We start from the raw sequence: 22523 nt of genomic DNA, 5'->3' as shown, positions 1-22523 counted from the left end.
GCTTACCGGCAACGCTGGCCTGGTGGCACAGAGGCTCCGGGCCGAGGACGGCCGCAGGGTCGTCGTGTAGCGACGCGAAGCGCCCTTGAACCTGGAGGAGCGGCCCTGCACACGCCGCGTCGCTTCCCTCCACGGCCGGCGGCGACTCAAATTGCGCGGCGGCGCGACGGTCGGCGCGCCCCTGCTGCTGGCCGTGGCCCGAGGGCGCAGCCCCGGCCCATCTGAAGCCAGCCCGCCCTGCTCAATGAGCTGGTCATTCAGTGGCAAGCCGCGTAGCGGCGCGGCAGCGATCGCCCTGCCCGCACCGGCGGCCACTCCGCCCCGCGATCGTCACGGCATGGCTAGGCGCAAGCATGTCTGGTCTCACTTCTGCTCGGCGTGCCGGCCGATGCCGGCCGGAGGCCGCCAGCAGGCCGAGTGCGCCGGGCAGGCCGCGCCTGCGCGGCCCTTGATCCTAAAGAGAGTGTTTCGGCAGTCGCGCCTGAAGGCTCGCTGTCCCGTCACGGGACATGCTGACGTCCAGGTCCCACCTGATTCCCGACATGATCTCAGAGTACGGTGCGGAAGCCTTCACGGTCCGCGACACGGGTGCGCATCGCGGCATGAGCGTGCGTTACGTCGCTGAGCTAGCCCCAGTCGTCGGGTCGAGGGCATCCAGTTGCGCCCGAATCTCCGACAGAAGGGCGGCGGGTAGAGCTACGACAAAGTCGTAGCTCTCGGGGTCGTGACCCACGCTCAAGGTGAGTTGGCCGTCGCTCATGCACCACCACACGGGGCGTCTCGCCGACGTCCCGAGGCTTACGTCTAGGCGCTGCGCGTGGTCGGCACCGGCAACGCGAGGGAGGTTCCTAGCCCATTCGTCCGGACTCGCATTCACATTCAGCAGCCATGAGGGTCCACTCAGTGCGAGGATCACATTGTCGTCATCGAGCTGCGCGTCCGCCCTCACGTCAAAGCGTTCCATGGTGAAGAGTGTCGCAGCGGGATCGATGCGAAGACCTCGTCGGCATGTCAGTTCGCCCGCAGGCGCTCAGATGAGGGCTGTCTCGCTTACCGCCGTCACGGACACAGGTTCGCCCGGACATGTACCCCGCACCAGGCCGGCAGGTCGACGGACCACACCCGCCACCCACCGCGGTCCTTGCGCAGCTCCCACCGCCACGGGTGCGCAGTACCGGCGAGAATCTGCGCGTCGTACCACCAGACCGCGCGTATCTGCTCGGTCACCGTGGCTCGGTCATCGGCCTGGTGCTTGATCGCGCTCGGCCCCACGCTCTCCAGCTTCGAAGGCTCCCGGCCGGTGCCGGTTATCTCGGCGCGGTAGTCCCGCCACTGCTGCCGCAGCTCGTCATGACGCGCGCCGGCCAGCACCCGCGACAGCCCCAACTCTTCGCCGGCACTGAGCTGCAACAGCCACACGCGGGCCGCGGCCTCGGGCGTAGCTTCGCCGCGTTCTGCCTCCAACTGCTTGCGCACGGCCCACGATGCCGGCACGGCGACAAGGCCAGCGCAACTGATCACCATCAACGCCAGGAGCACCCAGTGCCACCGTCGGGGACGCCCAACTTGTCGGGCTCGACGCGACCGCCACCCCTGCGAATCCTCCCCCAAGATCACTTGGGCGAGTCTACGAGATGACCTTCAGGGTCGCCGAGCGGCGCAAAGCTAAGAGCACTTCGCTATCCGCATGCCTGCCGAAGTCGCTCGACTGCCGCGAAGATCTGTTGCTCCGGCCCCGGCCGGCTTGGGCGCCATTCCGCGAGCACGGGACGAACCGCGTCGATGACTGCGGCCAGTTCCTCCGACGTCTCCGGCTCAGGTAGCCCGCTGAGCGCGGCGACAGCGTCCGCCGTCACCGTGTACCGGTGAGCGTTCGTTGGTGTCTCCTGCCAACCTGGGGCGAGCCGCCACTCCTGGACACGCTCGTACACCTCGGCTGCGGCGGCGCGGATGTGGGCCGCGTACTCCTGGGGTGTGAGGGCGGTGTCGGCGAAACGGCGGTCGGCGGGCTCCTGCGGCGGCGTGTCGGCGTCGCGCATGCCGGCGATCGTACCGGCGCCATGATCCAGCCGGCGTTGGCCGTCGAGCCGTCGGCGGTTGGTCAGCCGGCGTTGCTGGTCCACTCCTGGGCAAGGAGGGAGTAGAGCAGGGAGTCGCGCCATGCGCCGTTGGTGTAGACGTGGTCGCGTAGCCGGCCCTCGTACTGCATGCCGAGTCTTTCGGCAACGGTGATGGAGGCTGCGTTGTCGGGGCCGATGGCCGCGGTGATGCGGTGGAGCTTCAGCGTCTGGAAGCCGTAGTCGACCATCGTGCGGGCGGCGTCGGTGGCGTAGCCGTGGCCCCAGTGGTCGGCCCCAATCGCGTACCCAAGTTTGGCGGCTTGGTGGCCGGTGAGGCCGAGTCGCGCGAAGCCGATCATGCGGTCTGAGGCGTCGGCAACGGCTAGGTAGTACTCGGTGCGCGGGGTGAGTTGGGCTCGCTCGATGGCGCCTTCGACCATGGCGACGGCGGCGGCTTGGTCTCGGCTGTCGAAGGAGAGCCACTGAGTGACCCGGTCGTCTCCGACGATTGCCCAAGCATCGGCCGCGTCATCGGAGCGCAAGTCGCGCAGGGTGATGACGCGGCCGGGGATGGTGATCGGCTCCATGGCCCGATCGTGCCCTATCGAGGAAGGGCGTTGGCCGGGGTGTGGGTGAAGTGCTCGATGCCGTCGATGAGTTCGCGGGCATCCTGGGCGTGGCCGGCCCGGGTGATGGCCTGGTGAACCCGACGCACGGAGTGAACGATGCCGTTGATGCGCTGATCGGCGGGCAGGTCGAGCACGGGCGCCAGGGCGTCGGCTGCGGCCTCCAGGTCCCCACCGGCCACGCGGGCAATGGCGAGGTTGGCGTGTGAGCCGGCCTGGTCGCCGAAGGCCCATGCCGGGTCGTTGGGGTCGGCGTACGCCTGGGTGGCGCGCAGGGCGTATCGCTCGGTGTTGGTGGCCTCGCCGGGGAGCCAGGCCAGGGCGTCGCTGGCGTAGTAGAGGGTGCGGGGCTGGTTGAAGGTGCAGATGCCGCCCATCTCGTCCATCTCGTCGGGGCGTACCCGGGACCAGGCGTCCTCGGCCTCGGTGATGGCGGTCTTGGCCTGCTCGGCGTTTCCCAGGGCGGCGTACGCGCGGGCGGCGCTGGCGGGCAGCCAGACGGCGGAGGTGCCGCCGGCCCGGGTGGCGTACTCGCGGCCGGCTTCGGCGTAGCGGACCGCCTCGGCGTAGCGGCCGGCCCAGTAGGCGACGAGGGATTGCAGGCCGCGCAGCCACGCCTGGAGCCCGGGGTGGCCGGCCTGCTCGGCGCAGAGAACCGCGGTGCGGGCCTGGAGCATGGCCGAGTGCGGGTCGGCCATGTCGTGGGAGACCTTGGCGAGCAGGCCGCTGGTGATGCCGGCGAGGAAGTGCAGGTCTCTGGACTGGTTCGGGGCCTGGCGGCGCTCCAGGAGGGTGAACAGGGTGTCCTGTGTCTCGACCAGGTCGGGGAGCACGTGGCTGACGGGACGCTGCGGGTAGGCGAGCGCCAGGCGCTGCACGTCCTCGGCGAGCTGTTCGATGGCGGCCGGGCTGGTGGACTCGGCGGCGAGCATGGCGTACTGGCGGGCGCGTTGTGCGGCCATGGCGAGGAGGTTCCTTTCCGGGCCGGCGCCGGCGGGGTCGACAAGGAGGTGCCGCTCCGGCGCAGGGGTCAACTGGTGGGAAGTCCAAGGGCGCTGTAGTTCGTCGATGGGCTTGCTGAACATGGCCTGTAGTGCCCGCCGGGTGGCGGGGGTCGATGAGGCCAGGTCGCGTTCGCCGCGTGCCAACCGCCCGAGGTGCCGGGCGCTGATCGCCGCCCGGGGGTCCATCCGGGAGAACTCGTCGGCCAGTTCCTCGTACGTACGGTCGCTCTGCTGGATCAGGTGCTCCAGCACGGTGCGAGGTTCGCGGCGTTCTCGTGCCATCCGTCTACGCCTTCCTGATGGGCTTTCTCCACGCTCGCCCGGGTGAGGTCCTTCCGGCAATGCAGGTCCTCATGGTGTCCGCTCGATGTCCGCCAGAGGTGTCCCTACGGGTCCTCGATCGGTCCCACAGGTCCCGTGCAATCTCTCCTACATGGACGGCTCACCCACCGCAATTGTGCATGTGCATCCCGTCGATGCACATGGGCGGCAGCGTCGGCGCGGACACCGGGAGGTGAGCTCAGCGAGGAGGGGCGCTGAGCAAACCGGGGTTCGGGTCGCGCGGTGTGTGGATGGGTCGCGTCCGCGGCGGGGGACGCTCCAGCCCTCACCGTCCGCGCCGATTGCTTGTCCCTCATGCGAGGGGCGGGGCTGGAAGATGGCCAGCCCTCGCCGCTCGCTCCGGGCTCCCGGTGACCCGAACCGGTTGCAACGGCGCGACTGCCCCGACTGCGCGGGCACCGGCGCCCAAGGGCAGTGGGCGGGGCTGGCGGTCGTCTGACAGCGACGGCCGCCAGCCCTCCGATCATCACGCGGCGGTCTGCCGTGTCCTGAGTTGGCCCGGGGCGGGTGCTGGTGGAAGCGCGGTGTCGGCCGCGCTCGGAGGCCCGCCCGCCTCGGCGCCCCGGTCAGCCGATGCGTGGAAGGCGGGTGGTCATGGTCCCGAAGCCGGGAGACGTGCTCTATGTCAATCGCCGCGCGTCGGTGCAGTTCGGCGGCGACCGGGCCTTGATCTTCCGGGTCATCACGGTCTCCGGCGAACTAGTTCACCACGACTGGATCTGGCTGACCGGCTACGTCCTTGACCAGACGGGCAACGCCCTGGCTCGTCGAGAGATCTTCGTGCAGAAAGCCGGCCTGCTGCGAGCGGATCCGCCTCGGGCCGTGGTCCGCCAACCACGCCGAAAGCCAACAGCAGCGACCCCGACCAGGGACGGCCCGCGGCAGGGAAAACGCGCGACGACTTGATGGGAGAGTTCGATGGCAGTGGGAGTCTTTCGTGTGGCATCGCGGCTCGCACCGATGGCCCCGGAGCAGGTGCGCCGGCAGCGGTTCCGGCGTACCGGGTTCGGCCGGCGAGGCCTCGTCGAGGCACATGTCTACGCGTTCCTGCATCGCGTCGTCGACGAGCTGATTGCCAGGGATCGGGTCGAGGCGAGTCTCCGGGAGGAGAATGCCCGGCTGAAGAACGCCCTGCGGGACTGGCAGGGCGGCTACGCACCAAGGCCGGGTCAGATGGATGGCAACGCATGGACAGGGGATCAGCAGCGCAGATAGCCTGTTGACAAGCTGAGTTGTCGTCTGGAGTGAAACGGTGCCGATCGAGGTTGCGCCGCCGAAGTACGTGGTGATCGTCAACGCGGTGCAACAGCGCATCGACGACGGCACCTACCCGCCGGGTGCGATGCTGCCCAGCGAGACCGAACTCATCCGCGAATTCGGCGCGTCCCGGCCCGTCGTGGTCCGGGCCCTAGACCTCCTGCGACAGGACGGCTGGATCGAGAGCCGCCAGGGCAAGGGTCGCTTCGTCCTGGGCCGTCCGGGCGGCACCGACCAGCGATCACGTGAACGCCGGTATGGCCTACTCGACGACGACGAGCGGGCCGGGTCGACGTTGCTGGCAGCCGGCACCGTTCCCGCTCCCCCACGGGCCGCTGCCGCCCTCGGCGTGAAACCAGGGACTCCGGTCATGGCTCGTCGGCGCCTCATCACTGTCGACGGAGTCGGCCCGGTGGAACTGGGCACGGCGTTCCTGCCCGTCGAGCTGGCCGATGGAACCGGCGTGGGCTCCCAGGACGTGATGCCGGAGGGCCTGCTCAGGCACGTCGCCTCCCGCAAGCGCCTCAAGCTCGACCACGTGACCGAACGCATCTCGGCGCGGCTGCCCAGCAGCGAGGAAGCCGAGCTGTTGCAAGTCCGCGAAAGCGATCCGGTGCTGACCGTGCTTCTGGTCATCTGCGACCGAAGCGCCACGCCGCTTCTGGCGGTGGACGTGCTCCTTCCCGCCGCTCGGCACGATCTGGAAGACGTCTACCCGCTCGACTGACCAAAGTGGATTAGCCACTTGACAAGTCAAGTTGGTGCTCTCTACCTTCGATCTAACTTAACAAGTCAACTAGTCGAGTTGCCTTGTGGATCTGGAGGTCTTGTCGTGGTTCCGATGACGCTGAAGGTTCCGGTCCCGTCCGAGTACGTCTTTCCCGCTGGAGCGCTTTGCCTCGGTGTCTCGCCGCAGATCGACTTTGAGCGGCGGGGTGAGGCGGACAACCAGGCGCGCGACAAGGACACCGGCGAGCGGGTCTGGTTGGTGCGGGTAATGGACCTGGACCCGGAGGCGGGGAAGTTCGGTCGGTCGACCGAGGTGAAGGTCAAGGTTGTGGCTCCGCAGCAGCCGGTGCCGCCGCCGTCGACCGTGCCGGGCTATCCGCCAGCGGTGGAGTTCGAGGGCCTGACCCTGACGCCTTACGTGGATTCGCAGCGCTGCAAGCCGGGCCGTTCCTCGGGTGACTGCCGTTCCCGCATGGCGTACTCGCTGCGGGCCACCGCGATTCGTCCGGCGTCGGTGGTGCCGGGCTCGGTGGCGGCCTGACCGCTGCCGGTTGTGCGCGCGGGGCGGGTCGTTTCCCCGCCAAGAGTCCCGACCCGTCCCGCGCTCTGCCATCCCTCATCTGGCGAAGGAGGGCGCGATGCCCACCGTAATTCCCCCTGCCCTGATCATCGCCGCGCCCCTGCTCCTCGGCGCGGCCCTCCTGCTCACCCGCACCCGCTCGCTCCTGACCGGCCTGCGCCACGCCTACCGGGAGACCGAGGCCGTTGTCCGTTCGGCTCTGTGGCTGCCGCCGGCTTCCGCCCGGGTGTACGCGATCCGCTGCCCCCGTTGCTGCCGGTGGGTGAAGCCGCGCCGGTTCGACCTGCGCCGCATGTCGTGCCACTCGTGCATCTCGACGCTGGGTCGCTCGGCTCGGGGTGGTGACCTGTGCCTCTGATCAACGTGATTCCCGGGGACAAGATCCCCATGGCGCCGATGAACGTGCGCCTTCCCGCCTGGCGGGTTCCGGGTTGGCTGCTGGTGCTCTGGTGGCTGGCCCGGGGCCTGTTCCGCGCCTGCGTGCTGGCGGTCCGGTACTGGTGGCTCACCGCCCCGTCGGCGCTGGCTCTGTGGATCCGGGTCGAGTTCGGCGGCCTGGTCCTGGCCGGCGTCGTCCTGGCCGCCGCCGCCGGCTGCGTGGCGTGGTGGCGGTGGCATCCGTCGTCGTGGCTGCGGTTCGGCTGGTACCCGCTCGTCAGCCGCGTCCGCGCGCTGTTCGTCTACCGCCGCCGGTGGGCATCCGTGATGGCCACCTGTGGGCTGGCGACCGCGTTCGCGGGTGACCGCTACGTGCCGCAGCTCTTGCGGGTGCGGTGCGACCGGTTCGGCGACGAGCTGACCGTTCGGCTGCTGCCGGGGCAGATCCCGGACGACTGGGGGCAGGCTGCGGAACGCCTCGCCTACGCCTTCCGCCGCCGCAGCGGACAGGCGCGCTCCACCAACCGGCCGGATCGCGTGGTGGTGCGCCTCGTGCGCCGTGACCCCCTCGCCGCCGTCGTGACACCGCTGCCGGTGGCCGACGTGCCGGAACTGGACGCGCTGCCGCTCGGCGTCGACGAGGACGGGCAACCGTACCGGCTGCGGCTGGCCGGCTCGCATGTGCTCATCGCCGGGGCCACGGGGTCGGGCAAGGGCTCGGTGCTGTGGTCACTGCTCCGTTCCCTGGCCGGTGGTATCCGGTCCGGCCTGGTCGAGGTGTGGGCGTTCGACCCGAAGGGCGGGATGGAGCTGGCAGCGGGGGTGCCGCTGTTTACCCGCTTCGCCTACGACGACCCGGACAGCATGGCCGGAGTTCTCGAAGAGGCCGTGAAGCGCATGCGGCTGCGGGCCGCCCGGCTGCGTGGGGTGACCCGTCAACATGTGCCGACGCCGGAGGATCCGTTGCTCGTCCTGGTCGTTGACGAGCTGGCCGCGCTCACCGCGTACATCACGGATCGGAAAGTCCGTGACCGGATCAAGGAATCGCTCGGCCTCCTGCTCAGTCAGGGGCGGGCGGTCGGCGTGCACGTGGTCGCCGCGTTGCAGGACCCCCGTAAGGACGTGCTGCCGTTCCGCGACCTCTTCCCGACCCGCATCGGGCTGCGGCTGACCGAGCCCGAACAGGTGGACATGGTCCTCGGCGACGCCGCCCGCGACCGAGGAGCCCTCTGCGACCGCATCCCGGAGTCGTCGCCAGGGGTGGGCTTCGTGGTCCTCGACGGCGTCCGCGAACCCGTCCGGGTCCGGTTCGCCTACCTCACCGACGACGACATCCGCCAACTCGGCCGCGACTACCGCCGCCTCTGCGACGACACCGACCAGGAGGTGACCCCATGAAGGCCGACACCGAACGCCTGGAAGGGCTCGCCCTGGTGCTCATCGTCCTCACCGTCGGCGGCCTGGCCGGCGCCGCCTCGTTCACCCACGTGCACGACTGGACCATGAACAACTCCCCGGCCGGTACCGGGGACTGGTTCGGCTGGGCCAACGCCGCCATCTCCGAACTACTCCCCTTCGCCGCGCTGCTGACCATCCGGCGACGCCGCCGCACCGGCGGCCCCGTCGGCTACCCCCTGTTCCTGCTCGTCTGCGCCGTCGCCCTGTCCCTCGCCGCGCAACTCGCGGTAGCGAAGCCGAGCCCGTCCGGGTGGCTGCTGTCGGCCGTGCCCGCGCTGGCATTCCTCGGCCTGTCCAAGCTGGTCTTCTCCGCCACCCCGGCGGCGCCCGTTGACCAGCCAGCCCGCGATCGGGGCGAGGTGCCACCCGGCTACAACCCAACCGAGGACCACCGGCCTGTCGTGGTTCACGAGGACCAGGCAGTCATCGCTGAGCCGGCCCGGCCAGCGGCGATGGCGGTGCAGCGGCCCGGACTGGTGCCCGTGCCTGCGGCGGCGTTCACGGCCCGCAACGGCACCCCGTTCAGCGGGGAGCGTGACCAGTGACCCAACTCCCCCTCATCCCAGAGACTCCCTCAGAGACGCCACCTCGGCCGGGGTCGCGGGCCGACCGGATGCGCAAACCACTCGCCAAGGACGCGCTCAAGCAACTCGCCGAGTCGCACGGCGTCTGCGTCCGCCCCCTGGCGCTGCGCCGCACCGACACCGCCACCGGCCTGACCGAGGTGGTGGAGGTGCCGTGCGGGGCGACCCTGGCCGTCAAGTGCAAGCCCTGCGCGGAGAAGGGCCGGCGCCTGCGCATCCAGCAGATCCGGGAGGGCTGGCACCTCGCCGACGAACCGGCCGTCCGCCCCGACAAGCCCGGTGAGGAAGCGCTCGCCCTGGTCCGGGTGCGGGCGCATCTGGAATTCGAACGCGAAGCCGTCCAGTACCAGCCGATGACCCCGGATGAGCGGGCCGCCCAGGTGGCCGAGATCGACGCCGCCATAGCGGAACTCGACGAAGCCCTCGGCGAGACCAGCCTGCGCGGCCACCTCACGCCGAAGGAACGCGACGAGCGACCCCGCCGCAAGCGGTCCACCCGACGGCGCCAAGACTCACCCGACCTGCCCCGGCTGCCCGTCGACCCGCGCACCGTGGGCCGGGCCTACTCGGGCCGGACGGGCAAGACCTACCGGCCGTCGATGCTGATCACGCTCACGCTCGACTCGCATGGACCGGTGCACTCCCACCTCCGTCGCGGCGCCTACATCGCGCCATGCGAGTGCGGCACTAGACACGGCCCGCACGATGACCTCCTCGGCACCCCGGTTGACCCAGCCGGCTACGACTACCGGCGCGCGGCGTTGGACGCGATTCACTTCGCCCGGGTCCTCGACCGGTGGTGGCAGAACGTCCGCCGCGCCGCCGGCTGGAACGTCCAATACGCCGGCGCCGTCGAACTGCAACGCCGCCTCGCCCCACACGCGCACTTCGCCATCCGCGGCACCCTGCCCCGTCGGCTGCTCAAGCAAATCGCCGCCGCCACCTACCACCAGGTGTGGTGGCCACCCTTCAACGAACCGGTCTACCGGGTGGACAAGCCCCCGGTCTGGGACGTCGACAGACAGGCATACGTCGACCCGAAGACGCGTGAGCCGTTGCCCACCTGGGGTGAAGCCCTCGACGCCCTGGAGGAGCCGGACAGCCGGCCCGCCTACGTCGCCCGCCTGGGCCGCATCGACGCCCGCGGCATCGACCAGGGCACCAAGGATGCCGAACGGTCCATCCGCTACGTGACCAAGTACGTCACCAAGGATCTGACCGACCAGGCCAAGCCCCGAACCGACCCGCAGAAAGCGCACTTCGACCGGCTCCACGCGGAACTGTCGGTCCTGCCGTGCTCGCCCACGTGCGCCAACTGGCTGCTCTACGGCGTTCAGCCCGACGGCGTCAAGGCGGGCTTGACCCCAGGCCGGTGCACCGGGAAGGTCCACCAACGCTCCACCCTCGGCTTCACCGGCCGCCGCGTCCTCGTCTCCCGCCAATGGTCCGGCAAAACCCTCGCCGACCACCGCGCCGACAACCGGGCCTGGGTGCGCGCCATCCTCGCCGGCGGCCTGGCCGACACCGAGGAGCACGACCAGGCGGCCGACGACACAGACGGGCCGAAACGGTACCGGTTCGAACTAGCCCGCCCCGAAGACCCCGACGTGCCACCCCTGGAACACCGACTCCTACGCGCCATATCAGCCCGCATCCGCTGGCGCACAGACCTCGACACCGCACGCCTACGAACAACCACGCTCGCGCCTTCATCCGATCAACCCGCCGCGCTCGCGGCCTGCGCCCAGTAATCGCCCTTGCCGGCCCGACTCCCCCGTAACCCGCCACTCCCCTCCGCACACGAGGAAGGCCAGTCGATGAACGCCACCAGCTCGATCACTCCTCGCGTGCTGCGCGTCGAGGAGGCCGCCCATGCGCTCGGCATCGGCCGCTCGCTCGTCTACGACCTGATCCGCTCCGGCCGGCTCCGCTCCTTCAAGGTCGGAAGCCGCCGGCTCATCCCCGCATCGGCCATCGACGAGGCCATCGCCACGCTCACGGAAGAAGCCGCCTGATGCCCAAAGACCCGAAACAACGACAGTCGGCCGCCCGCCGCAACCCCAACGGCGAAGGCTCGATCTATCAGCGCTCCAGTGACGGCCGGTGGGTCGGGCAGGCGTACGTGCTCGCCACCGACGGCACCCGCAAGCGAAAGTTCGTCTACGGCGCCACCTGGGACGAGGCACACGCCAAGCTCATCGAGCTGAAGGCGCAGTCTCAGCGCGGCATCCCCGTCCCCGAACGGGCCTGGAAGCTGGCCGACTACCTGCCCTATTGGCTGGAGACGTACGTCAGTGACCTGAAGCCGACCACCGTTCGGGGCTATGAGAGCGCCGTACGGCTGCACCTGGTGCCGGCCCTCGGCACGAAGCGTCTCGACGGCTTGCAGGTGCAGCACGTCAAGGCGTTCATGGACGGCTTCCGCCGCAAGTGCCTCTGCTGCACCAACGGTCTCGACCAGATCCGCCCGGCCGGCCGGCGGTGCTGCTCCGTCGGCCGCTGCTGCCAGAGCTACCCGAGCGCTCGTCAGGTGCAGTTCGTGCACGCGGTCCTCCGCAACGCGCTGCAACACGCGATGCGGGAGGAGTTGGTGTCGCGCAACGTGGCGAAGCTGGTGCGTGTCCCCTCGCCGCGCTACAAGATCGGCAAGGGGCTCTCCGTCGACCAGGTGCGCAAGATCCTCGCTGCCTCCGCCGGCCACAGGCTGCACGCTCTCTACGTCGTGGCGGCCACGATGGGCCTCCGCCGCGGGGAGCTGGTCGGCCTCCGCTGGTCGGATGTCGACCTCGACGACGGCACCCTTCGGGTACAGCAGACCGTTCAGCGGGTCGCCGGGACGCTTCACGTCCTGGACGCCAAGACGGAGGACTCCGAGGCGGTGCTACCGCTGCCCGAGTTCACCTGGCTCACGTTGATGGAGCACCGGGAGCGTCAGCAGGAGGAGCGGGCCGGCCTCCCCGAGGTCTGGGTGGATCACGGGCTCGTCTTCCCCTCCGAGCGCGGTACGCCGATGGAGCCGACCAACCTCAGTCGCTCCTTCGCCCGCCTCCGGGAGTCCGCCGGCCTACCCGGTGTCCGGCTGCACGACCTGCGGCACACGGTCGTGTCGCTCCTGATGGAGCTGGGCGTACCGCCGCACGTCGTCCAGGCCATCGCCCGGCACGCCGACGTGAAGGTGACGCTGAAGGTCTACGCTCACGCCAACCTCGACGCGATGCGCCAGGCGCTCGGCAAGCTCGACGGGCGGCTGTCGTGACCCCCGTTGCTGTCAGCGTTGCTGTCAACCGGGGAGATCACGACGGCCACCGGCCGGGAACGCCTTGTGGAATTGGAGCCCCCGGCCGGGATCGAACCGGCGACATCTCGCTTACAAGGCGAGTGCTCTGGCCAGCTGAGCTACAGGGGCGCGTGTGACGGGCTCAGCATAGCGACTGGGCTCGGGAAATCCCGCCTGGCAGGGCTCCCGAGCACGGAAAACGTCAGTTACCTCACCGGGTCGCCCGGCCGATCGTCCGCTGATAGCGCTCACAGCGGGGAGATTGATGCCTCTCAGTGCCCGACTGACCGAAATGTGTATGCCGTCCGTCCCACCCGCTGCGTCTCGTCTTGGCACGAACGCGAAAGCCGTTTACGGTGCAGTGACACGGACGACACTCCGGCCGGCCTCGGCTGCCCGGGCGACGCTCCCGTTGGCCGGCACCCTGGGTGCCGGTCGCTCCTTCACTCGGATCGTCCGGCACGTTCCTGCCGGTGAAAGGAAGCGCTTCATCATGGCTACGGTCACCTACGCGAAGGCGTCCCGGATCTATCCGGGCACCGAGCGCCCCGCCGTCAACCAGCTCGACCTCCAGATCGGTGACGGGGAGTTCCTCGTCCTGGTCGGCCCGTCCGGCTGCGGAAAGTCCACCAGCCTGCGGATGCTCGCCGGCCTGGAGGACGTCGACGACGGCGCCATCTACATCGACGACCGGGACGTCACCCACCTCCCGCCGAAGGCCCGCGACATCGCGATGGTCTTCCAGAACTACGCGCTCTACCCGCACATGACGGTGTACGAGAACATGGCGTTCGCGCTCAAGCTGCGCAAGACCTCGAAGTCGGAGATCGACCGGCGGGTCAAGGAGGCGGCCGGGCTGCTCCAGCTTGAGGAGTTCCTCAGCCGCAAGCCGAAGGCGCTCTCCGGCGGTCAGCGCCAGCGGGTCGCCATGGGCCGCGCGATCGTCCGCGAGCCGCAGGTCTTCCTCATGGACGAGCCGCTGTCGAACCTCGACGCCAAGCTGCGCGTGCAGACCCGTACCCAGATCGCCTCGCTCCAGGCGAAGCTCGGCGTCACCACCGTCTACGTCACCCACGACCAGGTCGAGGCCATGACCATGGGTCACCGGGTGGCGGTCATGCTGGACGGCGTGCTCCAGCAGGTGGACACGCCGCGGGCGCTCTACGACACCCCGGCCAACGTCTTCGTCGCCGGCTTCATGGGCTCCCCGGCCATGAACATCAAGACGGTGAAGCTGACCGACCAGGGCGGCGTGTTCGCCGAGATGATCATGCCGCTGACCCGCGAGCAGATCGAGGCGGCCCGCGGCGAGGGCGGCGACGGCAAGGTCACCGTCGGCTTCCGCCCGGAGGACTGCGACCTGGTGAGCCCGTCCGAGGGCGGCATGCCGGTCGTGGTCGAGCTGGTCGAGGACCTGGGCTCCGACGCCAACATCTACGGCCACGCCGCGCTGGAGGGCCACAACGAGCGGTTCGTGGTCCGCACCGACCGGCGCAGCATGCCGAACATGGGCGACACCGTGTTCGTCAAGCCGCGCCCCGGCCGCAGCCACGCCTTCCACGCCACCACCGGCCAGCGGATCTGACGTACGCGAAGCAGAAGGGGCGGCCCGCCACGGCGGACCGCCCCTTCTTCGTGCTTGCGGGTCAGCCCTCGACCGCGCGGCGGCGGGCGACCTCGGCGAGCGTGACCGCGGCGGCGACGCTCGCGTTGAGCGACTCCACCTCGGAGATCATCGGAATGCTGACGGTCAGGTCGCAGGTCTCGCCGACCAGGCGGGACAGCCCGCGCCCCTCCGAGCCGACCACCACTACCAGCGGGCCGACCGCGGCCTCCAGGTCGTACAGGTCGGTCTGCCCGTCGGCGTCCAGGCCGACCACGATGAAGCCGGCCTCCTTGCACGCCTTCAGCGACCGGGTCAGGTTGGTGACCTGGGCGACCGGAACGCGCGCGGCCGCGCCGGCGCTGGTCCGCCAGGCGGTCGCGGTGATCCCGGCGGCCCGCCGCTCGGGCACGAAGACACCCTGCGCGCCGAACGCGGCGGCCGACCGGATCACCGCGCCGAGGTTACGCGGGTCGGTGACCCCGTCCAGCGCGACCAGCAGCGGGGCGGCCTGCTCCAGCGCGGCGGTGACCAGGTCGTCGAACGGCTCGTAGGCGAACGGCGGCACCTGGAGGCCGACGCCCTGGTGCAGCACCCCCCCGGTCATCCGGTCCAGCTCGGCGCGGCTCACGTCGAGGATCGCGATGCCCCGGTCGGCGGCGGTGCGGACGATCTCCTTGACCCGGTCGTCCATGTCGATGCCCTGCGCGGTGTAGAGCGCGGTCGCCGGCACCTGGGCGCGCAGCGACTCCAGCACCGGGTTCCGGCCGACGAGCAGCTCGGGGCTGTCCTTCGCCGGGTTCGACTTGCGCCCCGGGGAGACCCGGGGCCCGCCGGACCGGCCGGCCGGCTTGCCGCCGCCGCGGCCCTTGGCGGTGGGTACGCCCCGACCGCCGCCCCTGCCCCAGGTGGTGTCCTTGCTGCCGGGCTGGCCGATCTTGGGCGCGCGGCCCTCCTCGGCCGCGGCGCGACGCTCCTTGTCCTGCTTCCAGGCGGTGCGCTGGGGCAGCTTCTCGGTGCCCGAGTAGGCCTTGTGCCAGGGACGCTCGTCGGCCGGCAGGGTGCGCCCCCGGCCGGCGAGGGAGTCCTTGTTCTTGCCACCGGTGCCCTTGGGGGCGCCCGCCTTCGGCGTCAGTCGCCGGCCACGGCGCTGCGAGTTGCCGGCCATCAGTCCTGCTCTCCAATAGTCCAACGCGGGCCCTGGGGGGTGTCCTCGACGACCACGCCGGCCTGCTTGAGCTGGTCACGGACCGCGTCGGCGGCGGCCCAGTCCTTGCGGCCACGGGCCTGCGCGCGCTGCTCCAGGGCCAACGCGATGAGTGAGTCCACCACGCCGCGCAGGTCGTCCGTGCGGTCGCCACCGGTCCAGGCCGGATCCAGGGGGTCGACGCCGAGGATATCCAGCATCGCCCGCGCGGCGGCCAGCGTCGTGCGGACGGTCACATCGTCGCCGCCGCTCAGCGCGGTGTTGCCGTCCCGGACGACCTCGTGCAGCACGGCGAGCGCCGCCGAGGTGTTGAGGTCGTCGTCCATCGCCGCCACGAACCCGGCGGGCAGCTCACCGGGTCGGCCCACGCCGACCCGCTCGACCGCCCGCTGCACGAAGCCCTCGATCCTCCGGTACGCGACCGCGGCCTCGCGCAGCGCGTCCTCGGAGTAGTCGATGCGGGACCGGTAGTGCGCGGCGGCGTAGTAGTAGCGCAGCTCCACCGGGCGCACCCCGAGCGAGGCCACGTAGTCGAGGTCGAGCGTGTTGCCGAGCGACTTGCCCATCTTGGTGCCGCCGATGCCGAGCAGGCCGTGGTGCACCCAGTAGCGGGCGAACGGCAGGTCGGCGGCCTGCGACTGGGCGATCTCGTTCTCGTGGTGCGGGAACGTCAGGTCGAGCCCGCCGCCGTGGATGTCGAACTCGGCGCCCAGGTAACGCCAGCACATCGCCGAGCACTCGATGTGCCAGCCGGGCCGGCCGCGGCCCCACGGCGACGGCCAGGCGGCCTCGGTCGGCTCGCCCGGCTTGACGCCCTTCCAGAGCGCGAAGTCACGCGGGTCGCGCTTGCCCCGGTCGGGGGCGTCGCCGGCCGGCTGCATGTCGGCCGGGGACTGCCCGGACAGTGCGCCGTACGCCGGCCAGGACGCCACGTCGAAGTAGACGTCGCCGGAGCCGTCGGTGGCCGGGTAGGCGTGCCCGGTCTCGATCAGTCGGGCGATCAGCTCGTGCATCTCCGGAATGTGACCGGTGGCCCGCGGCTCGTAGGTCGGCGGGAGCACGTTCAACGCCCGGTAGGAGGCGGTGAGGATCTGCTCGTTGGCGTACGCGATCGACCAGAACGGCCGGCCCTGCTCGATGGCCTTGGCCAGCACCTTGTCGTCGATGTCGGTCAGGTTGCGGATGAACGTGACCTCGAACCCGGTGCCCAGCAGCCAGCGACGCAGCACGTCGTAGTTGACGCCGGAACGAAGGTGGCCGATGTGCGGGGGCGCCTGGAGCGTGAGACCACACAGGTAGACCCCCACCTTGCCGGCTTCCCGCGGGACGAAGTCCCGCACCGATCGGGTGGCGGTGTCATACAGGCGTAGCGTCACCTCCCAAGGGTAGCCCTCCACACATTTCCGGGTTGGCCCGAGCCGGGTCGTACGCTGCGTGCTGTGGACACGGCGGCACGCCCGGGAGAGACCGCGCAGACCCTGGACCGGGGTCTGCGCCTGCTGCACCTCGTCGCGGACGCGCCGGGCGGGCTGACCGTCACCGAGGCCGCGCACCGGCTCGGCATCGGCCGGGCGGCCGTCTACCGGCTGGTCGGCGCGCTGACCGGGCACGGCATGCTGCGGCGCGACGGCGAGGGCCGGCTGCGGCTCGGCGTGGGCGTGCTGCACCTGGCCCGCCGCGCGCAGCCGCTGCTCGCCGAGGGCGCGCTGCCGGCGCTGCGCCGGCTCGCCGAGCGGACCGGTGCGACCGCCCACCTGACCGTGGTGGAGGGCGGCGAGGGGGTCGCGCTGGCCGTGGTCGAGCCGAGCTGGACCGCGTTCCACGTGGCGTACCGGACCGGTTCCCGGCACCCGTTGGGGCTGGGCGCGGCCGGCCGGGCCGTGCTGGCCGGGCGGGCCGGCGAGTCCGGCCCGGTGAGCACCAGCGGGGAACTCCAGTCCGGGGCGTACGGGGTGGCGGCGCCGGTGCTGGGCGTGCCGGGTCTGGAGGGCAGCGTCGGCGTGGTCTCGCTGACCCCGCTCGACGTGACCGAGGTCGGCGCCCAGGTGACCGCCGCCGCCGAGGCGGTCGCCGCCGCGCTCTCCTGACCGCGCCCGCCCCGCCGGGCGGCCGGGCCTGCGGGGTGGGCTGGCTGGCGGGCTGGCGGGCTGGCGCAAGTTCGGGGAAGTGGCGGCATCCGCCCGGGTCGGATATGCCCACCTCGGCGAAATGACGGCGCCACCCGCCGTGGATACGCCCATCTCGCCGGAACGGCGTCGCTCCGCGCCGCGGCGCGGTTCGGGAACGGGTGCAGCTCGCTAGCACATCTCGGGTGTCGGTGGGGGCTGTCCACAGGCGTGGTACGGACTCGGCCGTGGTGGTTGTCCACAGGGGTGTCGACAGCCGCCTCGGAGCCCCACGCTTGCCGTATGCCACCTCACCCTCATCGCCCGCCGCAGTTGGCCTGGCAGGTCTTTCGTGGCTCGGACGCGGTCCGGCGCGGCCTTCTCTCGCGCCACCACCTCCGGGGCGCGTCCTGGCTCCGACTCCGGCATGACGTCTACGCCGACGCCCGCCTCGACCGCGACCACGAGCTGGCCTGCCGCGCCGTGTTGCTCCGCATGCCGCCCGGCACGTTGATCGCCGGCCCGTCGGCGGCCTACCTGCACGGGGTCGAGCACGCCGCCGACTTCACCGACGACGTGCACGTCCTGCTACCGGCCACGGTCCGAGCCGACTCCCAACCCGGCGTCCGGGTGCACCACGCCCCGGTGTCCAGCACCCGCAGCGGCCTGCTGGTCCCCGCCGGCACCGCCACGGCACCGACGAGCACCGCCGCGCCGACCGGCTTCGGCCCGGTGCCGGCACGCGCCGCCATGTCGACCGGCACGACCACTCGGCGCGGGGCGGGCAGACGACTCCCGGCCGTCCGGCCAGCCGACGCGGTGGACCCGGGCCGGCCACCGGTTCGGCACCGCCCGCCGCGTCCGGCCGGTCCGACGACTCCCCCCGGATCGCCGGCCGGACCGACCGGTCCCCCGGAACTGATGAGACCACCCGCCCCGGCCGGGTCACCGAACCTGAGAACGCCCAACCTGGCCGGACCGCCGGACCCGAGAACACCCGCCCCGGCCGGGCCACCGGACCCGAGGCCGCCCGGTCCGGCCGGGCCGCCGCCCCGCACCGTACCCGTCGCCTGTGCCTGGGAGACGGCGGTCTGGGCCGATCCCGTGCGTGCCGTCGGCATCATCGACGGGCTGCTGCGCATCCGTGCGGTCAGCCCGGCCGGGCTCGCCACCGAGGCGGCGCGGAACGCCGGCCGTCCGGGCGGCCGGCGGGCGTCCTGGGTGTTCGGCCTGACCGACGGATGCGCCCAGTCACCGCCCGAGTCACATCTGCGGGTGCGGCTCGTGCTCGCCGGTCTGCCGCGCCCGGCAGCACAGCACCCGGTACGCGTGCCGGCCGGCCCTGTCCTGCATCCCGGCCTGGCGTGGCCGGAGTTCCGCGTGGCGGTCGAGTACGACGGTCGGTGGCACGCGGATCCCGATCGGATGCACCTCGACCGGTGTCGGCTCAACCAGTTCGTGGGGGCTGGCTGGCTGGTGCTGCACGTGACCGGTCGACGCCTGCGCCAGGAGTTCCCCGCCCTGGTCCGCGAGATCCGCGCCGCGCTGGTGGCCCGCGGCTGGCGTCCGTGACCTCTCCACTCCGGCGCACCGGTCCGAACACGCGCACCCCGTCGCGCCACCTCGCCGGTGTCGCCTCACCACTCGGACAGGCGGCGACGCCCGGAAGATCCGGACGCCGCCGCACCGGTTCCGGTCAGGCCGGCGTGGTCACGGCGATGGTGCCGCTGAACGCCGAGCTGCCGAACGAGTTCACCGCCTGGATCCGGTAGTAGTAGGTGGTGGACCGGGCCCGCCCGGTGTCGCTGTAGCTCCGGGCGCTGCCGCCCAGCGTGAAGGTGGCCAGGTTGGCGGTGAACGCCACGTTGGTCGCCCGTTGGAGCACGAAGCTGGTGACCACGCTGGCGGCGCTCTCCTGCCAGGTGAGGTTCACCGTCGCGGTGCCGCCGCTGGCGGCGACGGCGGTGCCGGCGAGGTTCGTCGGGGCGGCCGGTGGGCCGCTGACGGCGATCGTGGCGGTGTTCGACCACGGCGAGCCGACGCCGAGATAGACGGTGCGCACCCGGTAGTAGTAGGTGGTGCCGCCCACGACCGTGCTGTCGGTGTAGCTGGTCGCGTTCGCGGCCAGGGTGACAGTGGTCAGCCCGCTGGTGAAGGCGGCGTTGGTGGCGCGCTGGAGTTCGACCGAGGTGGAGTACGACCGGTTGACCCAGCTCAGGTTGACCCGCACCGGGCTGTTGCCGGGTTGGGTGGCCGTCAGGTTCGTCGGGGCGGTCAGGCTGATCACCCCGGAGGCGCTGTTCGACCAGGCGGAATAGCTGGCGCTGTTCTCCCGCCGGGCCCGGTAGTAGTAGGTGACACCGGGCACCGCGGTGGTGTCGGAGTATGTGGTGGCCCCGGCCGCCAGGGTGACGGTGGTCAGCCCGGCCGTGAAGGAGGAGTTGGTCGAGCGCTGCACGACGACCTGGGTGGCGAGCGGCAGTCCGGTGGGGTTGGTCCAGTTCAGCACGATCGCGGGTGGGACGGTGGCCGAGCCGGCGTTGACGGTCGCGGTCAGGTTGGTGGGCGGAGCCGGGGACACTCGGATCACCACCGGCCGCATCATGTCGAAGTCCTCGTGGTCGACCATGTGGCAGTGCCAGACGTACTCCCAGCCGAAGTTGTAGGGCTGGTTGGTGACCACGGCCGGGTCGCCGGTCTGCGGGTCGATCTGGGTGAAGCCGTTGGTGGTGCCCGGGACCTGGGTCGGGTCGAGCAGCCGGATGCTGTCGCCGACCTTGAAGGGCAGGTTGACCGGCAGTGAGGGCCGCATGGCGACGATGCAGTCCTCCAACGGGTTCATCCGCACGGTGTCCTTCCACCCGACCTCGTTGGCGTCCGGCGGCTTGTACGCGCCGTCCCAGCCGACCCGGTTGACCAGTTGCACGTTGAAGTAGTGGAAGTGGACGAAGTGGGTGTCCACCCCGTTGTGCGTGATCTTCCAGATCTGGGTGCCGTCACCGGCCGAGCCGACCGGGGTGGCCAGGTTCGACATGTAGAGGATCTCGGTCGGCGGGTCGATGTAGGCGAGCGGGATCGTGGTCTGGATGAGCGCGCTGGTCTTGGGCAGTTCGACGCCGAAGGTGGGCATCATCCGGCCGTACACCGGGTCGAACTCCTCGACGATCGCCTTGGGCTGGAGGTCGAGGGTGACCGGGGTGTTGCCGCCCAGCGGGACGTAGGTGATGGTGGTGTCCTGGATCGCCACGTAGTGGTTGGTGGAGGTGGTCCCGAACGCGGTGTTGTAGGCCTCCTCCGGCACGATCGGCTTCGGCTGGCTCTGCCCGTACGCCTGGGGCAGTCGCGTCCGGAGCCGGGCGAGGTCGAACGGCGCGGCCGGGGTGCCCACGACGTGGATCTGCATGAGCGTGCGGGTGTTCGGGCCGTACCCGGGTTGGGTGGTGGGCGCCCCGCCGCTGTCGGTCTGGTCCGGGTCGCCGGTGTAGTAGTCGTAGCGGGTGTCGTAGGCCGGCATGGGCGCCGGGGCGTCGTTGTAGAGGATGAGCGTCGACCCGGGCGCGACGGTGGAGAAGTCGACGATCACGTCGGCGCGTTCGGCGGGCCCGAGCAGCAGCGAGTGGTCGGAGACGTTGAGCACGGTGATCGAGCGGCGGTCGTACTCGTAGTTGATGGGTTGGGGCGGGATGATCGCGACCTCCGGCAGGAGCCCGCCCTCGTTGCCGATCTGGATCCAGTCCGGGCCGACCGCGCTCGGGGCGGGCACGCCGCCCTCCCGGCCGTCGGTGGGCCAGGTGGGTGGGAAGTCCGGGTTCGGGCACGCCTCGACCATGGGCACCTCGCCGGCGGCGCCGTCGTTCAACGTGCCGTCCGGCTTCCACATCGTGCCGTTCGAGGCGGCGTGGTAGAGCTGGAGGTTGAGCGCCCGGTCGTTGCAGGCGTTGAGGATGCGGAACCGGTACGCCTTGGGCTCGACCTGGAACGTCGGGTAGGCGCAGCCGTTCACGATCGGGGTGTCCATGAACGCCTCGGGCGTGATGGTGGGCAGCGGCGTGCCGGGCTGCACCGGCGGCTCCCAGGGCCGGGTGACCGGGTCGAAGTACGGATTGGGCACCGGGCCCTGCTCGATGCCGGTGAACGGCGGCCAGAACCACGGTCCGTAGTCCCAGCGGCCCATGGGGTTGGCGCCGGCGGCGTTGTACGGGTTCTGGTTGGGCATGTAGACGTGTGGCATCCACAGGTTGCCCTGCCCACCCCAGTTGACGGTGTCCCACGTCGGGTCCTGCCGGGCGAGCTGGGCCGGGGGCGGCACGAACGTCTTGTCCTGGAAGATGAGCGGGATGTCGCTGGCCGGGATGACCCCGTCGGTCACCATCTGCTGCTCCACCGGGTCCCGGAGGATCAGGATCGCGATCTGCCCGCTGTACGGGGTGAGATGGGTGATGCCCTCGGTGTGGTCGTGATACCACATCATCCGGGCACTCTGCTGCATCGGGAAGTAGAGCGTGACCGCGCCCGGTCCGGGGTCGGGCATGTCCGGCACGTTGGCGTAGCTGGCACCGCGCGGATAGGACGTGACCTCGCCGGCCGGGGTGAGCCACTGGAGCGGGGTGCCGTCACTGATCCACGGCGTCTCCGCACCGTGCAGGTGCACGACGGCCCGGTTCTGTGTGTAGAGCTCGGTGGTGTTCAGCGGGCCGGTGCCGGCGCCGGTGAGGGTGGTGTCGACCGGCAGGAAGAGTTTGCCGGCCGCGCCGGTGGGCAGCAGGTTGAGAAACTTGATCCGCACCGGCCGGTCGCGTCGGGCGTAGATGAGCGGCCCGCAGTAGTAGGGGCGGACCGGCGGCGCGATGGTGTTGTGTCCGCTGGCGTCGGTGCCGTTGTTGACCTGTCGATATCCGCGCAGGCGGGCGGGGGGCGAGATGTCCCGGTTGAACATCTTCCCGTAGTCCTGGACGCAGATCTCGTAGTAGTCGCTTCCGGGGTAGGTGATGGTGTCTGGCACCGCGACCGGGATGTAGTGGTTGAGGTCGTTGGCGTTGGCCGGGCCCACGCCGGGCAGCGAGTCGACGAACTTGCGGACACCGGTGCCCGGTTGCACCACTCCCCCGACGACGGTCGGGAGCGCGGTGTTGGCGTAGTTGGGTGTGAATCCGAAGTAGTCGGGCGGGTCGCCGGGGCCGAGCGCCGGCTCCTCGACCGCGTTCTGCTTCGGGATGGCCGCCTTGCGGATGGTCTCCTCGGACATGGTTCTCCTCCTCGCCGAGGGCCGCCGCGGCACACAGCCCGTCGACCCAATTATCACTCTCAGTGACA

Annotated in this window: 20 protein-coding genes and 1 tRNA gene; 13 read left to right on the top strand and 8 right to left on the bottom strand. The window is 70.9% G+C overall.

Annotated features, from left to right (window positions below; genetic code table 11):
* Nucleotides 1-1059: 1059 nt before the first annotated feature.
* The 4 genes from TPA0908_RS03455 to TPA0908_RS03440 all read right to left on the bottom strand — a co-directional run bounded on the left by TPA0908_RS03455 (nucleotide 1060) and on the right by TPA0908_RS03440 (nucleotide 3972).
* On the bottom strand, nucleotides 1060-1539 hold the full coding sequence (locus TPA0908_RS03455) for a hypothetical protein (RefSeq protein WP_281934527.1): 480 nt from the start codon (nucleotides 1537-1539) through the stop codon (nucleotides 1060-1062).
* 140 nt (nucleotides 1540-1679) lie between these two features.
* Nucleotides 1680-2039, bottom strand: a complete 360-nt coding sequence (locus TPA0908_RS03450; protein ID WP_281934525.1) for a hypothetical protein — start codon at nucleotides 2037-2039, stop codon at nucleotides 1680-1682.
* A gap of 62 nt (nucleotides 2040-2101) precedes the next feature.
* Entirely contained in the window at nucleotides 2102-2647 is a 546-nt protein-coding gene (locus tag TPA0908_RS03445) for a GNAT family N-acetyltransferase (protein WP_281934523.1), read from the bottom strand.
* A 14-nt stretch (nucleotides 2648-2661) separates the two neighbouring features.
* Nucleotides 2662-3972, bottom strand: coding sequence for a hypothetical protein (locus TPA0908_RS03440; RefSeq protein ID WP_281934521.1), 1311 nt, complete (start codon nucleotides 3970-3972; stop codon nucleotides 2662-2664).
* Between the two features lie 654 nt (nucleotides 3973-4626).
* Here TPA0908_RS03440 and TPA0908_RS03435 point away from each other — a divergent pair.
* From TPA0908_RS03435 to TPA0908_RS03390, 10 genes are all read left to right on the top strand, one after another.
* A complete protein-coding gene (locus TPA0908_RS03435; RefSeq protein WP_281934519.1) occupies nucleotides 4627-4938 on the top strand; it encodes a hypothetical protein in 312 nt (103 codons plus the stop codon).
* A gap of 12 nt (nucleotides 4939-4950) precedes the next feature.
* Entirely contained in the window at nucleotides 4951-5247 is a 297-nt protein-coding gene (locus tag TPA0908_RS03430; RefSeq protein WP_281934516.1) for a DivIVA domain-containing protein, read from the top strand.
* Between the two features lie 37 nt (nucleotides 5248-5284).
* Nucleotides 5285-6016: a GntR family transcriptional regulator gene (locus TPA0908_RS03425; protein ID WP_281934514.1), complete on the top strand. Its 732-nt coding sequence runs from the start codon at nucleotides 5285-5287 to the stop codon at nucleotides 6014-6016.
* A 114-nt stretch (nucleotides 6017-6130) separates the two neighbouring features.
* A complete protein-coding gene (locus TPA0908_RS03420; protein ID WP_281934512.1) occupies nucleotides 6131-6559 on the top strand; it encodes a hypothetical protein in 429 nt (142 codons plus the stop codon).
* A 97-nt stretch (nucleotides 6560-6656) separates the two neighbouring features.
* A complete protein-coding gene (locus TPA0908_RS03415) occupies nucleotides 6657-6956 on the top strand; it encodes a hypothetical protein (RefSeq protein ID WP_281934510.1) in 300 nt (99 codons plus the stop codon).
* On the top strand, nucleotides 6947-8374 hold the full coding sequence (locus tag TPA0908_RS03410) for an FtsK/SpoIIIE domain-containing protein (RefSeq protein WP_281934508.1): 1428 nt from the start codon (nucleotides 6947-6949) through the stop codon (nucleotides 8372-8374). Before TPA0908_RS03415 ends, TPA0908_RS03410 begins: the two co-directional genes overlap by 10 nt.
* Nucleotides 8371-8979, top strand: a complete 609-nt coding sequence (locus TPA0908_RS03405) for a DUF2637 domain-containing protein (RefSeq protein ID WP_281934506.1) — start codon at nucleotides 8371-8373, stop codon at nucleotides 8977-8979. Before TPA0908_RS03410 ends, TPA0908_RS03405 begins: the two co-directional genes overlap by 4 nt.
* Nucleotides 8976-10769, top strand: a complete 1794-nt coding sequence (locus tag TPA0908_RS03400) for a replication initiator (protein WP_374709162.1) — start codon at nucleotides 8976-8978, stop codon at nucleotides 10767-10769. Before TPA0908_RS03405 ends, TPA0908_RS03400 begins: the two co-directional genes overlap by 4 nt.
* A gap of 66 nt (nucleotides 10770-10835) precedes the next feature.
* The gene (locus TPA0908_RS03395; RefSeq protein ID WP_181570675.1) at nucleotides 10836-11033 is read left to right on the top strand and encodes an excisionase family DNA-binding protein; all 198 of its coding nucleotides are present in this window, start codon (nucleotides 10836-10838) and stop codon (nucleotides 11031-11033) included.
* Nucleotides 11033-12274 carry a tyrosine-type recombinase/integrase gene (locus TPA0908_RS03390; protein ID WP_281934501.1) on the top strand — a complete coding sequence of 414 codons (1242 nt, stop codon included), beginning with the start codon at nucleotides 11033-11035 and terminating at the stop codon, nucleotides 12272-12274. Before TPA0908_RS03395 ends, TPA0908_RS03390 begins: the two co-directional genes overlap by 1 nt.
* Before the next feature lie 73 nt (nucleotides 12275-12347).
* Here the strand turns inward: TPA0908_RS03390 and TPA0908_RS03385 are convergent.
* A tRNA-Thr gene (locus tag TPA0908_RS03385) sits at nucleotides 12348-12424 on the bottom strand.
* Nucleotides 12425-12788: 364 nt separating this feature from the next.
* Here TPA0908_RS03385 and TPA0908_RS03380 point away from each other — a divergent pair.
* Complete coding sequence (locus tag TPA0908_RS03380) at nucleotides 12789-13880, top strand: ABC transporter ATP-binding protein (protein WP_281934499.1); 1092 nt, start codon at nucleotides 12789-12791, stop codon at nucleotides 13878-13880.
* A 61-nt stretch (nucleotides 13881-13941) separates the two neighbouring features.
* Here TPA0908_RS03380 and rlmB read toward each other — a convergent pair whose 3' ends face one another.
* Together rlmB and cysS are read right to left on the bottom strand one after the other, a co-directional pair.
* Nucleotides 13942-15066 (bottom strand): 23S rRNA (guanosine(2251)-2'-O)-methyltransferase RlmB, encoded by a 1125-nt coding sequence (rlmB, locus tag TPA0908_RS03375; RefSeq protein WP_281934497.1) that lies wholly within the window; start codon nucleotides 15064-15066, stop codon nucleotides 13942-13944.
* Complete coding sequence (gene cysS / locus TPA0908_RS03370) at nucleotides 15066-16481, bottom strand: cysteine--tRNA ligase (RefSeq protein ID WP_281934495.1); 1416 nt, start codon at nucleotides 16479-16481, stop codon at nucleotides 15066-15068. The genes rlmB and cysS overlap by 1 nt, the downstream gene beginning before the upstream one ends.
* Before the next feature lie 63 nt (nucleotides 16482-16544).
* On the opposite strand from cysS, the gene TPA0908_RS03365 reads away from it, so the two are divergent.
* Together TPA0908_RS03365 and TPA0908_RS03360 are read left to right on the top strand one after the other, a co-directional pair.
* The gene (locus tag TPA0908_RS03365) at nucleotides 16545-17192 is read left to right on the top strand and encodes an IclR family transcriptional regulator (RefSeq protein ID WP_281934493.1); all 648 of its coding nucleotides are present in this window, start codon (nucleotides 16545-16547) and stop codon (nucleotides 17190-17192) included.
* Nucleotides 17193-17513: 321 nt separating this feature from the next.
* The gene (locus TPA0908_RS03360) at nucleotides 17514-18782 is read left to right on the top strand and encodes a hypothetical protein (protein ID WP_281934492.1); all 1269 of its coding nucleotides are present in this window, start codon (nucleotides 17514-17516) and stop codon (nucleotides 18780-18782) included.
* A 124-nt stretch (nucleotides 18783-18906) separates the two neighbouring features.
* On the opposite strand, the gene TPA0908_RS03355 is transcribed toward TPA0908_RS03360, so the two are convergent.
* Nucleotides 18907-22455, bottom strand: a complete 3549-nt coding sequence (locus tag TPA0908_RS03355) for a hypothetical protein (RefSeq protein ID WP_281934490.1) — start codon at nucleotides 22453-22455, stop codon at nucleotides 18907-18909.
* Nucleotides 22456-22523: the final 68 nt, after the last annotated feature.

Source organism: Micromonospora sp. AKA38 (assembly GCF_027925725.1).
In the GTDB taxonomy this organism is placed as follows: Bacteria; Actinomycetota; Actinomycetes; order Mycobacteriales; family Micromonosporaceae; genus Micromonospora.
The sequence above is the reverse complement of the archived record's forward strand: the minus strand, read 5'-3'. Positions and strand labels throughout refer to the sequence as shown.

Excerpts from the sequence above, each read along its gene's own strand:
- TPA0908_RS03415 (WP_281934510.1), top strand. The coding sequence starts at position 6,657 with ATGCCCACCGTAATTCCCCCTGCCCTGATCATCGCCGCGCCCCTGCTC.
- TPA0908_RS03430 (WP_281934516.1), top strand. The coding sequence starts at position 4,951 with ATGGCAGTGGGAGTCTTTCGTGTGGCATCGCGGCTCGCACCGATGGCC.
- TPA0908_RS03445 (WP_281934523.1), bottom strand. The coding sequence starts at position 2,647 with ATGGAGCCGATCACCATCCCCGGCCGCGTCATCACCCTGCGCGACTTG.
- TPA0908_RS03395 (WP_181570675.1), top strand. The coding sequence starts at position 10,836 with ATGAACGCCACCAGCTCGATCACTCCTCGCGTGCTGCGCGTCGAGGAG.
- rlmB (WP_281934497.1), bottom strand. The coding sequence starts at position 15,066 with ATGGCCGGCAACTCGCAGCGCCGTGGCCGGCGACTGACGCCGAAGGCG.
- TPA0908_RS03440 (WP_281934521.1), bottom strand. The coding sequence starts at position 3,972 with ATGGCACGAGAACGCCGCGAACCTCGCACCGTGCTGGAGCACCTGATC.
- TPA0908_RS03390 (WP_281934501.1), top strand. The coding sequence starts at position 11,033 with ATGCCCAAAGACCCGAAACAACGACAGTCGGCCGCCCGCCGCAACCCC.
- TPA0908_RS03380 (WP_281934499.1), top strand. The coding sequence starts at position 12,789 with ATGGCTACGGTCACCTACGCGAAGGCGTCCCGGATCTATCCGGGCACC.
- TPA0908_RS03435 (WP_281934519.1), top strand. The coding sequence starts at position 4,627 with ATGGTCCCGAAGCCGGGAGACGTGCTCTATGTCAATCGCCGCGCGTCG.
- TPA0908_RS03360 (WP_281934492.1), top strand. The coding sequence starts at position 17,514 with ATGCCACCTCACCCTCATCGCCCGCCGCAGTTGGCCTGGCAGGTCTTT.
- TPA0908_RS03420 (WP_281934512.1), top strand. The coding sequence starts at position 6,131 with ATGACGCTGAAGGTTCCGGTCCCGTCCGAGTACGTCTTTCCCGCTGGA.
- TPA0908_RS03355 (WP_281934490.1), bottom strand. The coding sequence starts at position 22,455 with ATGTCCGAGGAGACCATCCGCAAGGCGGCCATCCCGAAGCAGAACGCG.
- TPA0908_RS03405 (WP_281934506.1), top strand. The coding sequence starts at position 8,371 with ATGAAGGCCGACACCGAACGCCTGGAAGGGCTCGCCCTGGTGCTCATC.
- TPA0908_RS03450 (WP_281934525.1), bottom strand. The coding sequence starts at position 2,039 with ATGCGCGACGCCGACACGCCGCCGCAGGAGCCCGCCGACCGCCGTTTC.